Genomic DNA, 14,987 nt, shown 5'->3' with positions numbered 1-14,987 from the left:
CCATGGCTGACGAGAAACAATGGACAGAAACAGGACTGGAAATAGCGGTCGTCGGTATGGCGGGCAAGTTTCCAGGCGCGGCAAATATTGATGAGTATTGGAGCAACATTTCAAAAGGAATAGAATCGGTCACTCAATTTTCCGATGAAGAATTAAAAGAAGCCGGGGTTGATGAGACGCTGCTTCGGCAAGAGGCATATGTAAAAGCAAAGCCGATCATTGATGAGGTTTCTGACTTCGACGCGGCGTTTTTCGGCTATTCACCGAGAGAAGCTGCCTTGATGGATCCGCAAATCAGGCTCATGCATGAATGCACCTGGGAAGCGCTGGAGCATGCGGGCTGTGACGCTGAACGGTTTAACGGGCTGATCGGGCTGTATGCTGGTGCTTCCAGCAATTTGTCTTGGATGGGCCGTCATATGTCTTCTCTTCATAAGAATGAAGACGCATTTCAAATCATGCATTTAAATGATTCATCGTTTGCATCACGAATCGCTTATAAACTTAATTTGAAAGGGCCGAGTGTATCAGTTCAAACTGCTTGCTCGACTTCTCTTGTCGCGATACATATGGCGTGCCAGGGCTTAATTGGGGGAGAATGTGACCTTGCATTAGCCGGAGGTGTTACCCTGAGCCTGCCGCATATATCTGGGTACCTTTATCAGGAAGGAATGATCTATTCAGCAGATGGTCATTGCCGTCCGTTTGACGAAAAGGCGAACGGAACCATTTTTGGTGAAGGAGCCGGAGTGGTGGCGTTAAAGCGATTGAAAGACGCACAAGCTGACGGTGATGTGATTTATGCGGTCATCAAGGGCTCTGCAATAAATAATGATGGAAACAATAAGGCAGGGTATACGGCTCCCAGTGCTGAAGGCCAGGCGAATGTCATTGCCACAGCTATGGAGATGGCGGAAACGGAACCGGAAACCATTGGTTATGTTGAGGCTCACGGGACGGGAACGCCTGTTGGAGATCCGATTGAAATTGAGGCGCTGACCCGTGCTTTCAATACAGATAAAAAAGCATATTGCCGCATTGGTTCTGTCAAAGCGAATATCGGGCATTTGGACGCCGCTTCGGGGGTATCGGGATTTATAAAAACCGTTATGATGCTCCATCATAAAATGCTCCCTCCCGCTTTTCACTATCAAAAATCGAATCCGCGCATCAAGTTTGAGAACACGCCGTTTTTTGTCAATACAGAGCTGGCTGAATGGGAATCTCAGCAAGGGCCGAGAAGAGCCGGCGTGAGCGCCTTTGGAATCGGAGGCGCGAATGCTCACGTTGTCCTTGAAGAGCCCCCATCTCATACTGATGAAATGCCAGTCGGCGGTCCTGAGCTTGTTGTTCTTTCTGCGAGAACAAGGCAGGAGCTTATCCGTTCAATGGATCAATTGGCTGATTTTCTTCGCCGCAACCCGGAAGCACCGCTGCCAGCCATAGCCCGTACTCTACAGCTTGGCAGAAAGCAATTCCAGTACAGAATCTCCTTTGTAGCTTCACATCAAAAGGATCTGCTTGATCAGCTTTCTGATCATCGGAGTAAAAAACAAATCAGAGAATCGGCGGTTGTTCCAAGCAGCACCATGTTTGTATTTGCGGGAGACGTTCAAGAGGGCTTTGGCCGATATACGCAGCTGTACCGCACGGAAAGCCTGTTCAAAAAAGAAGTCGATGCTTGTCTTGAAAAGGTGCAAAATGTGTTTCAGCAGGATGTACTCAGCTTCTTTAAAGCATGTATTTCTGCTCCAGAAACGTACCAGGAAGAGGAAAACCTGGGATTGGCCCATATGTTGTCGTTCATCATGGAATACGCCACAGTCCGTTTCTTACAGCACACAGGCATAACACCAGACCGCTTTATCGGGCGGGGGTTCGGGGAGTTTACGGCGGCCTGTGCGGCAGGAATGTTTTCCTTTGAAGAAGGGGCAGCAGCTGCATATAAACGCGGAGAGTTAATCAGCATGTCGCCGGCAGGAAAAATGCTCGGTGTCAGCCTGTCAGAGCCGGATATCGTTCAATACTTAGAGAAATCATTATCCCTTGCGCTGATTGATGAGCGGTATTGTGCCGTCTCCGGTTTGCCAGAGGATGTCTATCAGCTGAAGGCGCGGCTTGAACAAGAAGGGATAGCTGCTGAGTTACTTGATGGGGATATTGCGTATCAATCGGATCTGCTGGCTGACGCAGCGCAAGAATTCATGCACTTCCTTGGCACGCTGAACATGAAGTCACCAGACATTCCAGTCGTTTCATCTGTCACTGGAAAAGTGATAACAGATGACGGAGCAGCGGGTGCCAGTTATTGGGCCGGCCAAATCTGCAAGCCGATACGGTTTTTTGAACACATCTCGTCTTGTTTGCGGGAGGAACCTGCTATTTGCATAGACCTGCGTTTGAATCAGGGGGCATCAGTGTTTACAGAGCGCCAATCAATTGGCATGACAGGTGAACTCGGCACACAAGGACACACAGACGTTTTAAAGTTACATATATACGGAGCGTTGTGGAGTCTCGGGTCTGAGGTTGATTTCAGTATCCTGCATGAACCTCAGCTTAATAAAAGGTTAGCTCTGCCGACTTACCCTTTTACAAAGCAGCATTTCCCGTTGCCTGACAGCTTGGCACCGGCTGAACTTGAAAAAGATGAGCCTCACCAGCCGGCAGAACCGCTTCGTGCAATGCCGTTATCTGCTATTGAAAAGACAGTCAGAGAAATTGTCATTAAGCATTTTGGATTCAATGAGCTTAACGATGATGCACCGTTTTTTGAGCTGGGGGCTACGTCGCTTGATATCTCTCAATTAGCGGCAAAAGTAACAGATCAATTGAATTGGAAGGTGGAACCAGTTCTGCTTTATCAATTTGCCGCAGTTCGCAGCCTGGCGAAGCATCTTCATCAACAGGTTCAAACGAAGGCCGGGCAGCTGGAAATGACGCAGCATCAAAAGGTGTCGCAAAGCCGTCCGAACGGCCAGGGAACTGATATCGCGATTATCGGTATGGCAGGGCGTTTTCCTGGAGCCGGCAATTTGGATGAGTTTTGGAATAATCTCGTAAACGGCAAAGAATCTATCAGCTTCTTTACGGATGAAGAACTAAAAGCGTCAGGCATTGATGATCAGCTCTTGAAGCATCCTGATTATGTAAAAGCGAAGGGGATCATTAAGGACTCTGATATGTTTGATGCAGATTTTTTCCAATATTCCTCAAGAGAAGCGGAATTGATGGATCCGCAATTCAGGCTTTTACATGAATGTGCCTGGGAGGCCTTAGAAGATGCGGGCTGCGACCCGGAGCGGACAACAGGGAAAATCGGCGTCTACACTGGGACAAGTCCAAACCTCGAGTGGATTACACGTTTCGCAGGGAAATTGGATGGGACTGAACAGTTCAGCTCCATGCTGTTAAATGACAGAGAATTTTTCAGTACCCAGCTTGCTTATAAATTAAACCTGCACGGGCCAAGCATCACAATGCAAACAGCCTGCTCTACTTCTTTAGTCAACATTGGAGCGGCATGTCAAGCGCTGCAAAACGGAGCATGTGACGCGGCGCTTGCTGGAGGCGTAACTGTCAGCACCCCTTTAAGGTCAGGCTATGTTTATCAGGATGGCATGATTCAATCACCTGATGGGCATTGCCGTCCATTTGATGAGGACGCAGGCGGTACCGTTTTTGGCGATGGCGCGGGGATTGTCGTTTTAAAAAGATATGAGGACGCCGTTAAAGAAGGGCACTCCATTTATGCGGTCATAAAAGGGGTCGGAATGAATAATGATGGAAGCCGAAAAGTCGGTTTTACCGCTCCGAGTGTAGAAGGCCAGGCCGAAGTGTTAAAACATGCATACGAGAATGCAAGAATTGATCCGAACACCGTAGGGTATATCGAAGCTCACGGAACCGGTACAAAAATGGGCGATCCAATCGAAATGGAAGCGCTGAGCCAGGTTTTTAAAAGTGACAGGCCAATGTCAATTCCAATCGGGTCAGTGAAAAGCAATGTCGGACATTTAAACAACGCTGCCGGGATTGCCGGACTCTTTAAGGCCGTTTTATCGCTAAAACATAAAACCATTTTGCCAAGCTTGAATTACACAACACCTAATCCGCATATTCATTTTGACCAGACGCCATTTTATGTCAATACCGAAGCGACATACTGGAAGGAATCCGCTGATCCAAGGCGGGCGGGTGTCAGCTCCTTCGGAATAGGCGGCACCAATGCGCACATTGTGCTGGAAGAAGAGCGGGAGTCAGGCAGAGAAGCTGACGAGAGTCAGCGGCATTTGCTAGTACTGTCAGCAAAAACAGACACAGCCTTAGAGCGGATGACAAATCGATTGAAAGAGTTTCTTCGAACGCATCCGAACGTTCCGTTAGAGGATGTGGCATACACCTTACAAGTCGGCAGAAAACAATTTTCATACCGAAAATCGGTCGTGCTGTCAAAATCAACGGAATGGGAAAGCGGTGCAGAGCTCACAGCCTATCAAAAACACAGCGGGCGCCCGACTGCTTTTATGTTCTCAGGGCAAGGCTCTCAGTATATCGATATGATGAAAGATTTATATGAAGCTGAACCGGTATTTCAGAGTGAAGCGGACCGCTGTTTTGCCTTCGTGCAGAGGTCACATCAAATTGATTTGAAGGCGATCGTCTTCCCCGAATCAAATGATGGGGCGAAGCTGACAGAGACCGCTGTTGTACAGCCGCTGCTGTTCATCTTTGAATACGCGCTCGCAAAGCTGCTGCAAAGTGCAGGCATCTCACCAGATTACATGATTGGGCACAGCATTGGTGAATACACTGCTGCATGCCTGTCAGGCGTGTTTTCATTAGAGGCAGCTTTAACGCTCGTAATGGAGCGGGGAAGGCTGATGCAGCAGCTGGAGTCTGGGGCAATGATCAGTGTTCAGCTATCAGAGAAAGAGCTGGAGCCGCTGCTTACGGACAGTTTGTCACTTGCGGCTGTTAATGCTCATGACTTATGCGTAGTATCCGGAAAAAGCGAAGACATTGAGACGTTTGCGGTTCTCCTTGAAGAAAAGGGCATTGCAGGCCGCCGGCTGCATACTTCTCACGCCTTTCATTCTTATATGATGGAGCCCATTCTTGAGGATTTTGCCGCGATTGTAAAGCAACAGGATATGAACACCCCTCGGATTCCATTTGTTTCGAATGTAACGGGAACATGGATAACACCGGAACAAGCAGCAGACCCGGCTTATTGGTCTCAGCACTTAAGAGGCACAGTCCGCTTCCATGAAGGATTGGAACAGATTTTGAGTGATGACAACGTTCTGTTAATAGAAGTCGGGCCGGGCAGCACATTAAGCACATTTGCCAGAAGGCACAAGAAGAGATCTAGCCAGCATGACATTGTCAACCTCGTCAGACATGTTCAGGAACCAGCGCATGATCATTCCTATTTCTTAAAGAAATTAGGGCAGCTTTGGGTCTGCGGATGTGAAATTGACTGGAGGCAGTATGGCGGTGGTAAGCCTAAGCGTCTGATATCGCTTCCGCCTTATCCTTTTGAGAAAAAACGCTATTGGATAGAAGCGGCTGACAATGCGGCTGCTTTCACCGCAGTTGATGCATGGAATAAAAAGAAACCGATGGATCAATGGTTCTATCTGCCGTCATGGGAAAGGAAAATCAAGTCCGCTGACAGCCGAAAGAAAGAGCAGCCAGCTGAAAGCGGAAAAACACTGGTTTTCCATGAAGGAACAGCCTTTGGAGATCGGCTTGTGCAAGCGATGCGCCGTCAAGGACATGAGACCGTAATTGTCACGAGAGACCGACAATTCAAAAAAATAAACAGCGGATTGTATGTCATTAATCCATCTGATGGAACACATTATGAGCGTTTATTTTCTTCGCTTGCTTCAGACGGGCTTCTTCCAAACTGTGTGATGCATCTATGGAGCGTTTCGGAGCAAGAGGAATCCTATAAAACGTTCAGCACGTACAGTGAAAACGGCTATTATAGTTTGATTTTTACTGCACAGGCGGCATCTAATCAAAAACAAATGAACGAATGTAACATGTTTGTGCTGACAAGCGGGATTCATGAGGTGACTGGAGAAGAACAAATCAATCCTGAAAAATCGACCATTTTGGGGCCGTTGAAAGTTATCCCGCAGGAATATAACCATTTGAAATGCTGGAACATCGACATTCCTCCTTTACCGGATACATTGACATGGAAAGAAGAGGAGTTGATTGACCAAATCCTGACGGAAACTGATGCTGCGGGAGAGGATCAAATGATCGCATACCGAAACCGCCGCCGATGGGTGCAGATGTATCAGCCTGTTCAGTTAAATAAAGCGTCCGGCTTGCCGAATATGATCCGCCCGAAAGGTGTTTATCTTATTACGGGAGGGCTTGGCGGAATCGGATTTGTGTTATCAAAGCTGCTTGCACAAGAAGGAAACGTCCGTCTGATTCTGACAGGAAGAAGTGAACTTCCGCAGCGCAGCCAATGGGAAAGCTGGTGCGAGAAGCATGAGGACGATGATCCGACTACGGTTAAGATTCTGAAAATAAAAGAATTGGAACGGTTAGGCGCAAAGGTGACAGCTCTTCAGGCAGATGCGGGAAGCCTGTCGGATATGCAGGCTGTTATGAGAAAAATTCATACTGAGTTTGGAGAGCTAAACGGTGTCTTTCACGCTGCCGGACTTCCGGGGAGCTCGTCTTTCAGGGCGATTACAGATATACCTGTAACGATTGAAGGCGGAGAAGACCAGTTCCAGTCTAAAGTCAGAGGATTGAAAGTGCTTGAATCTCTATTAGAAAACGAGAATATAGATTTTTGTTTCTTATTTTCATCGATTAGTGCTTTGCTCGGAGGTCTCGGTTTCTCAGCGTACTCCGCAGCGAATATTTATATGGATGCTTTTGCGGCGAGGGTGAATCAGCGCAGCAAGACGCCTTGGGTTTGCGTGAATTGGGATGCATGGAACTTCTGGGGCCAGCTTGAATCAACTATCGGAGAATCTATTGCTGAACTTGCCATTTTGCCTGAAGAAGGAGCAGCTCTATTTCAATATGTGCTGTCAGATATCAACAATCGCCATTTATTAGTTTCAACGGGTGATTTGGGACACAGAATGAAGCAATGGATATCCATGAATGCCGATAGCATAGCGAAAGAGGAGAAAAAGGCAGGCGCCTTACACACCAGGCCAGAATTGAATAATCCGTATGTCGCTCCCCGCAACAAAACAGAGCAGGTCATATGCGGCATTTGGCAAGATTTCATGGGCCTGGAGCAAGTCGGCATACATGATAACTTTTTTGATTTGGGAGCCAGCTCGTTAGATATTGTACAAGTGACAAATCGTTTAAATAAAGAATTGGGAACCAATGAGGCTGTGGTGACTTTATTCACATACCCATCTGTAGCTGCTTTAGCGCAATTTATCAGTCCAGATCAAGAGGAAAGTGAAGAGGAGAAGGAAGAAATGGCGGCTGTATCCAAGGGACGGAGAAAAACGCGGATACGTAATCAGCGAGATAAAAGATTGAGAGGCGGCGAATAGAATGAGTAATTCTCATTATGCGAATCATGGAGCTGAAATTGCGGTAATCGGCATGGCAGGCCGATTTCCGGGAGCAAAAAACGTGCAGGAGTTTTGGAGCAATTTAAAAAATGCGAAAGAAACGATTTCTTTTTTCACTGATGAGGAGCTGAGAGAAGAGGGCGTTAATGAAGAGCTGCTTAATGATCCGCGATTTGTCAAAGCAAAAGGAATTGTGGAGGATGTAGATCTGTTTGATGCCGGCTTCTTTGATTATACGCCGAAGGAAGCTGCCATGATGGATCCGCAGTTCCGTATCTTTCATGAATGCGTGTGGACTGCCTTGGAAGATGCCGGCTACGATCCTTTCACTTACAAAGGGCAGATCGGCCTTTATACCGGAGCGGGCCTCAATGCAGAATGGGTGCTGAGGGCTCTTCAGGGAGCAAAGACCGGAGAAGACTCAAAGACGCTGGAAACAGCGGTTTTGAATATGAGAGATTACATGGCAACACTTATTTCTTATAAGCTTAACCTGAAAGGGCCGAGCATGATGGTGCAGACCGCTTGCTCAACCTCGATGGTCTCTATTCACCTTGCTGCTCAGGCTTTGTTAAATGGGGACTGCCATATGGCGGTTGCAGGCGGAGTCTCTATCCGCCTCCCGCAGAAGTCCGGGTATCTCTACCAAGAAGGTATGATCCATTCTCCGGACGGACATTGCCGCGTCTTTGATGATGAGGCGGCAGGCACAGTATTTGGAGACGGAGCGGGAGCGGTCATTTTGAAAACGCTAGAAGATGCTGAAGCAGACGGAGACCATATTTATGCTGTCATTAAAGGTACTGCAATCAATAATGACGGCAGCAGAAAGGTTGGATATACAGCGCCGAGCACCAAAGGCCAGGTAACCGCGATCAAAACAGCCCTGCACATGGCCGAGGTGGAGCCTGAAACCATTACCTATGTCGAGGCTCACGGAACAGGGACGACACTCGGTGATCCGATAGAAATTGAAGCATTAAAACAAGCTTACCAAACAGACCGTCGCGGCTACTGCAGAATTGGTTCTGTCAAATCCAACATCGGTCATTTAAATGATGCGTCTGGTGTAGCTGGATTTATGAAAGCAGTTCTAAGCTTAAAGCATAAAGTGATTCCGCCGACTCTGAATTTCGAAAAGCCAAACGCCAAAATCGATTTTGAACAATCGCCATTTGTCGTCAATACGGAACTCACCCCTTGGGAAGAAAGTGAATTTCCGCGCAGAGCGGGCGTTAGCTCATTTGGCATTGGGGGAACAAATGCCCATGTCATATTAGAGGAAGCGCCGGCGCAGCACAAGGCAGCGGAAAGACATGACGCTGAACTCTTATTGCTGTCAGCCAAAACACCGGCCGCTTTAAACAGCATGACAGAACGGCTGTCAAACTATTTTGTGCAAAATCCGCAGACCGATTTTGCAGCCGCGGCATATACCCTCAAAGCAGGGCGCCATTCATTTCCATATAAAAAAGCGATTGTGGCAGCGGATGTGCCTGAGTTTCTTCAGGTTATTCATGAAAATGACTATGAATCTGTTAAAACCGGAAGTTCTCAATCTGCAAGCCGGCCCGTTGTCTTTCTTTTTCCGGGACAGGGGGCGCAGTATGTTGATATGGCTAAAGGGCTTTACGATACTGTACCGGTTTTCAAGGAGGAGCTCGACGCCTGTTTTGACATATTAAAAAATCATATGGACATAGATCCGCGCACGGTGGTTTTCTCTGACAATCAAAAGCATGACGCGAATCTGATTAACCAAACTGAATATACACAGCCCCTTTTGTTCTGTATCGAATATGCACTTGCAAAAATGCTGATCCACTGGGGAATCAAGCCGAAAGCAATGGCGGGACACAGCATCGGTGAGTATACGGCTGCAGCCATTTCAGGTGTGCTCTCATTGGAAGATGCTCTTGACATCGTCAGCTATCGAGGGGCAGCGCTCCAAAATCTGCCGTCCGGTTCTATGCTTAGCGTTTCCTTAAGCGAAGCAGACATTAAACCGTATATAGACGGAACCATTTCAATCGCTGCCGTGAATGCATCGGATTCATGTGTTGTATCGGGAGAATCAAGTGCGATTGATGCATTGGAAAGGAAGCTGAACGCCGAAGGGCACAGCTGCAGAAAGCTTCATACATCACATGCCTTCCATTCGTATATGATGGAACCGGTTTTAGAAAGCATGAAACATAAGCTCTCAGCCTATCAATTTAAAAAACAAAAGATCCCGTTTGTCTCAAATGTAACCGGAGACTGGATCACTGACGAGGAAGCTAAAGACCCGGCATATTGGGCTGATCATTTGCGGGGAACCGTCAGATTTATGAACTGCGCAAAACGCTTAAAAGAAGAACTGGATCCAATTTTTATAGAGGTCGGCCCTGGAAATGCGCTGCGTTCGTTTGTCAGCAAATTGTATCAGGCAGAGGGCAAGCAGCATATTGCAATCCAGCTGATGAGGCATCCAAAGGAGACGGCTTCTGATTACCGTTATTTGCTGAGCAGGCTGGGTGATATGTGGCTCCACGGGGTGCCGGTCGATTGGACAGCCTTTTATGACCAGGACCAATGCCAGCTTATTCCGCTTCCAACATATCCTTTTGAAAGAGAAAGATATTGGATTGGCCGGACAAATGAACAGCCGGGAACATCGGCGGCAGAACATTTTCAGCTTTTAGTGCCTGAGCAAGCAAATGACGGGCAGACAGCTGATACAGAAGCGGATATTCAATTTAATGAGACAGAGGCGGTCTTGGCTGCTATGTGGAAGGACATTCTCGGAGTCAAACATGTCACATTAGATACCCATTTCTTTGAAACAGGCGGGCATTCATTAAACGCCACTGGTCTGATTTCCCGCATTCATAAGGAATTTGGAGCGGAGCTGACGTTAAGCGATGTATTCCAGCACCCGACAATCCGTGCGCTTGCCGCGCTTATTGATCGCTCTGACCGACAACAATATACATCCATCCTGCCTTCAGAGAAAAAAGACGTATACAGGCTGTCAGCTGCACAGCGGAGAACGTATTTGATTCATCAAAGAATTGGGCAAGTCACCACATATAACATGCCGATGGCTCTTTTATGCTTCGGGAAAATTGATGCCGTCCGCTTCGAGGACACATTCAAAAAGCTGATTGAAAGGCATGAAACACTGCGTACAACGTTTGAAATTAAGGATGGAGAACCTGTGCAGCGAATCCATCAAAACTTTGAATTTTCGATTGAACAAACCGAAGCGAAAATGGATGAGCTTGATGACGAAATCCGTTCATTTATACGGCCGTTTGATCTTAAGGTTTCTCCATTAATTCGGGTGAAATTCGTCAAAATCGAGGAAGAAAAACATGCGTTGCTTGTTGATATGCATAATATTGTGGCGGACGGCGCCTCAATGAATATTTTTATAAAAGAATTTACCCAATTATATAGAGGGGAACAGCTCCCCGAAAACATCATTCAGTATAAAGATTATGCGGAGTGGCAGCAGACATTTTTTAATAGTGATATGTTTAAACGCCAAAAAGAGTATTGGCTGAAGCAGCTTGAGGGTGAAGTGCCTGTGCTGAATATGCCTCTTGATTACGAACGAAAAGAACAAAGCTTTTTAGGCAGGGCGATCAAGTTTACAATCCCGCCGCGCGTTTTAGAAAAGCTTGAGAAAATCGGAGAGGCGCAGCAGCTGACAAACAATGTCATGCTGTTTCAGCTCTATGCCATGCTTTTGTCCAGTTATACAAAACAGCAGGAGCTGATGATTGGGTCATTGGTGGCAGGCCGGCGTCATGCGGATATTGAGAATACGATCGGTATGTTTACAAACTTTTTGCCGATCAAAATTCATTTGAATCCTGAAGAGTCGTTTGTCGGTAACCTTCAGCACACAAAACAAACTCTGCTTGAAGCTTATGACCATCAGGATTATCCATACGATCAAATGGCAGAAGCGCTGCAGCCGGTGATCAAGCCGAACCGCAACCCTTTCTTTGACACCATGCTGATCTATCATAATGAGTATGACCCGAATATAAAAATAGAGGCTGGCGGATTAACATTTGAAACATACGAATTCGCAAAGGGCATTTCAAAGCTTGATATGAAAATGGACGTCGTGAAGGAAGTGACAGGAGAGCTTAAATGTGTGCTTCAATACAACCGGTCGCTTTTCACTCATGAATCCATGCAGGCATTTGTTTCTCATTTTATCTCTCTTGCTGAAAAAGCTGCAGAAGAGCCTGAAAAATGCATTAAGGACATTCCGGTGCTGAGCCAAAAAGAGCAGGAAGAGGCTGAGCGGAAAAGGGAGAGAGAGTCAAACCGAGTCATCTCGTGCCCATTAACCATTTGTTCCAATTTTACAGCTGATCCGATTGTGCCTTACCTAAAATGGTGGGGCGAACAGTTTGATATCAATTTAGATATAAAGCTGTCTCCTTACGGCCAGGTGTTTCAAGAATTGCTTAATGAAGAAAGCTTGCTGTCAAGGCAAAAAAACGGTGCCAACCTGCTGTTGATTCGCCTTGAGGATATGGCGGGGGATGCGGGTCTCTCTTTGGAAGAAAGAATAGCTCACGTTCAATATAATTCAGATGAACTGCTCGCCATCATGAAACAGAAGAAAAAGGAAGTGCCTTATTTCATTGGATTGCTGCCGCTGGAAAATGTGAAAGAGCAGGAGCTCCGGGACATCCTTGTGCAATGCCAGCAGAATTGGATCGCGCAGCTTGCTAAAGAAACGGATGTACATTTGATTGATCTTCGCCAGCTGCATCAAACATACCAGCTTGATGCCATATTTGACCCGCACAGTGAAAGAGCGGCAAGAATACCGTTTACTGAAGAATTTTACGCGGCGATGGGAACACGGGTGGCGCGTGAGTTGACGGCATGGCTCAAACCGCCATTTAAAGCGGCCGCCATCGATTGTGACGGCACTTTGTGGAGCGGTACCGTGTCTGAAGCTGGGGCGGAAGGAGTCATTATTACTCCTGCCCATCGAGCGCTGCAGCAATTTTTAAAGAAAAAACAAGAAGAGGGTCTGCTCCTTGTGCTTTCAAGCAGGAATAATGAAGAAGACGTCTGGAATGTGTTTGAACGTCATCCAGATATGATTTTAAAGAAAGAGGACTTTGTCCTGTCACGCATTAATTGGGATGAGAAAGCCAGAAACATGAAAGAAATGGCCGACGAGCTGAACATTTCAGTGGACCGGTTCATATTCTTAGATGATGATCCGGCTCAATGCCTTGAAATGAACGAACGCCTGCCAGAGGTTCTGACCTTGCTTCTGCCGTCAGATATAGATTCTATTCCAATGTTCTTAGAACATGTCTGGGCATTTGACAGGTTCAGGGTGACAGAAGCTGATCAAAAGCGCACGGAACGATACTTGGCAGCACAAGAAAGAAAAATAGATTTGAATACGTCCCGTTCTCTTGAAGAGTTTCTTTCCGGTTTACACCTGCGTATAGCCTTGACTGAGATGACAGAAGAGCATTTGCCGCGAGTTGCTCAAATGAGTGCGAGAATTAATCAGTTCAATATGAATCCGTCAGTCTATCGTGAGGAGCAGCTTGCCCAGCGGCTCAATACGGACGGCCATATCGGCTGGGTCGTTGAAGCGGCGGACAGATTCAGTGATGAAGGCATCGTCGGTGCAATCATGGGAATCCAAAAAGAAGATTCATTAAAGATAGATACTTTTCTGCTCAGCTGCCGCGCACTAGGCAAAGGAATTGAACATAAGGTGCTATCCGGCCTTGCTTCATATGCAAGGGATAAACAGCTTGCGACGTTGTCGTTGAAGTATAAAAAATCAGGGAAAAACCGGGCTTTTTCTGAGTTTTTGGCTGAGCATCGTTTTATGGAAGAGGCTGATCCGTTAAATACGGTTTATCACATATCCGTCAATGAGGTAGAGGATCAAAGCGGCCATATCGAATGGGTGTCCTCGTTAGAGTCAGCGCCTCGCAAAAAGGCGAAAGCGATTGCCGATGGCGTATTGCAATCCGCTTTAATGGAAAACACAAACGCTCATTGGGAAGTGCTGCATGCTGAGAAATCCTTGCATTCTCCATATTTAATGGCCTTAGATACCAATCAGCCGGAGCATTTGCGTGCTCTGTTAGTAAAGGAACATTTAGGAGCCGAAACAGAAGATAGCGGACCGGAGACAGAACAGCAAAAAATTCTCTCGGATATCTGGAAGCAAATTCTCCACTTGGATTTTGTAGGAATTGACAACGATTTCTTTGATTTGGGAGGAAATTCGCTGCTCGCTGTCAAAATGGAAGTAGAGATGGAAAAGAAAGGCTGGTATGTTGATGATTTGAATCTTGCGAAAAAACACACGATAAGGGAATTATCTAAATATATGAAGAGGGAGAATCAGCATGCATAAAGACATTAAAGCAATATTTGATGAAGAAAAGGTTTTGGCAGAAGCTGCCGTTATATATGGATTTAGTAGAGATCAAGTGCAGTTTTTAGCGGATGCGGAAAACTATGTGTATGAGTTTGCTAAAGACAATGAATCCTATATTTTAAAGATTACCCACACGATTCGCCGGTCGCCGGATTATATTATGGGAGAGATGGAATGGCTCCATCATCTTGCTGAAGGCGGTCTTTCAGTGGCCAAACCAATCCCGTCGTTAAACGGTAAGGATGTTGAGGAAGTGCCGGACGGAAAGGGCGGAGCATTTTTATTGAGAGTGTATGAAAAGGCGCCGGGCCATAAAGTAGACGAATCTGATTGGAACGAAACCCTATTTTTCGAGCTTGGCAGATACACAGGGAAGATGCACAGCCTGACAAAAAGCTATAAACTGAGCAATCCTACATTTAAAAGACAGGAGTGGGATGAAGAAGAGCAGTTGAAGCTCAGAAAATATGTTCCTGAAGATCAGACAAAGGTTTTTCAGCAGGCGGACGATTTAATGAATGAGTTGCGCCAGCTGCCAAAAAACCGTGACAGCTACGGCCTTGTTCACGCAGATCTTCATCATGGTAATTTTAACTGGGATCATGGGAAGATCACTACATTTGATTTTGATGATATCGGATACAACTGGTTTGTGAATGATATCAGCATTCTTCTCTACAATGTACTATGGTATCCGGTCATTCCTTATGAAAATAAAGCAGCCTTTACAGAAGAATTCATGACGCATTTTATGAAAGGGTACAGGGAGGAAAATGAAATTGACGCCGAATGGCTCAAGAAAATTCCAGATTTCCTTCGCCTGCGCCATATGCTGATTTATGGATTGCTTCATCAAATGTTTGATCTTGATCAAATAGGAGAAGAAGAAAAAGAAATGCTGAAAGGATTCAGAAACGATATCGAAAATCAAACGCCGATAACCGAATTTGACTTTTCGAAGTTAGCTTAAGAAAATT

General features: G+C 46.3%; 3 protein-coding genes. All 3 read left to right on the top strand.

Annotated features, from left to right (window positions below):
• Positions 1–2 precede the first annotated feature (2 nt).
• The 3 genes from BFW96_RS16550 to BFW96_RS16540 are packed head-to-tail and all read left to right on the top strand — an operon-like array spanning position 3 to position 14,980.
• Positions 3–7,556 (top strand): type I polyketide synthase, encoded by a 7,554-nt coding sequence (locus BFW96_RS16550; protein WP_069840048.1) that lies wholly within the window; start codon positions 3–5, stop codon positions 7,554–7,556.
• A gap of 1 nt (position 7,557) precedes the next feature.
• Positions 7,558–13,986 (top strand): type I polyketide synthase, encoded by a 6,429-nt coding sequence (locus tag BFW96_RS16545; RefSeq protein ID WP_069840047.1) that lies wholly within the window; start codon positions 7,558–7,560, stop codon positions 13,984–13,986.
• Positions 13,979–14,980: a phosphotransferase enzyme family protein gene (locus BFW96_RS16540; protein ID WP_069149109.1), complete on the top strand. Its 1,002-nt coding sequence runs from the start codon at positions 13,979–13,981 to the stop codon at positions 14,978–14,980. The genes BFW96_RS16545 and BFW96_RS16540 overlap by 8 nt, the downstream gene beginning before the upstream one ends.
• Positions 14,981–14,987: the final 7 nt, after the last annotated feature.

The organism is Bacillus sp. F56 (assembly GCF_001748205.1).
In the GTDB taxonomy this organism is placed as follows: domain Bacteria; phylum Bacillota; class Bacilli; order Bacillales; family Bacillaceae; genus Bacillus; species Bacillus stercoris.
Note: the sequence above shows the minus strand (reverse complement) of the source record. Positions and strands in the feature narration are given on the sequence as shown.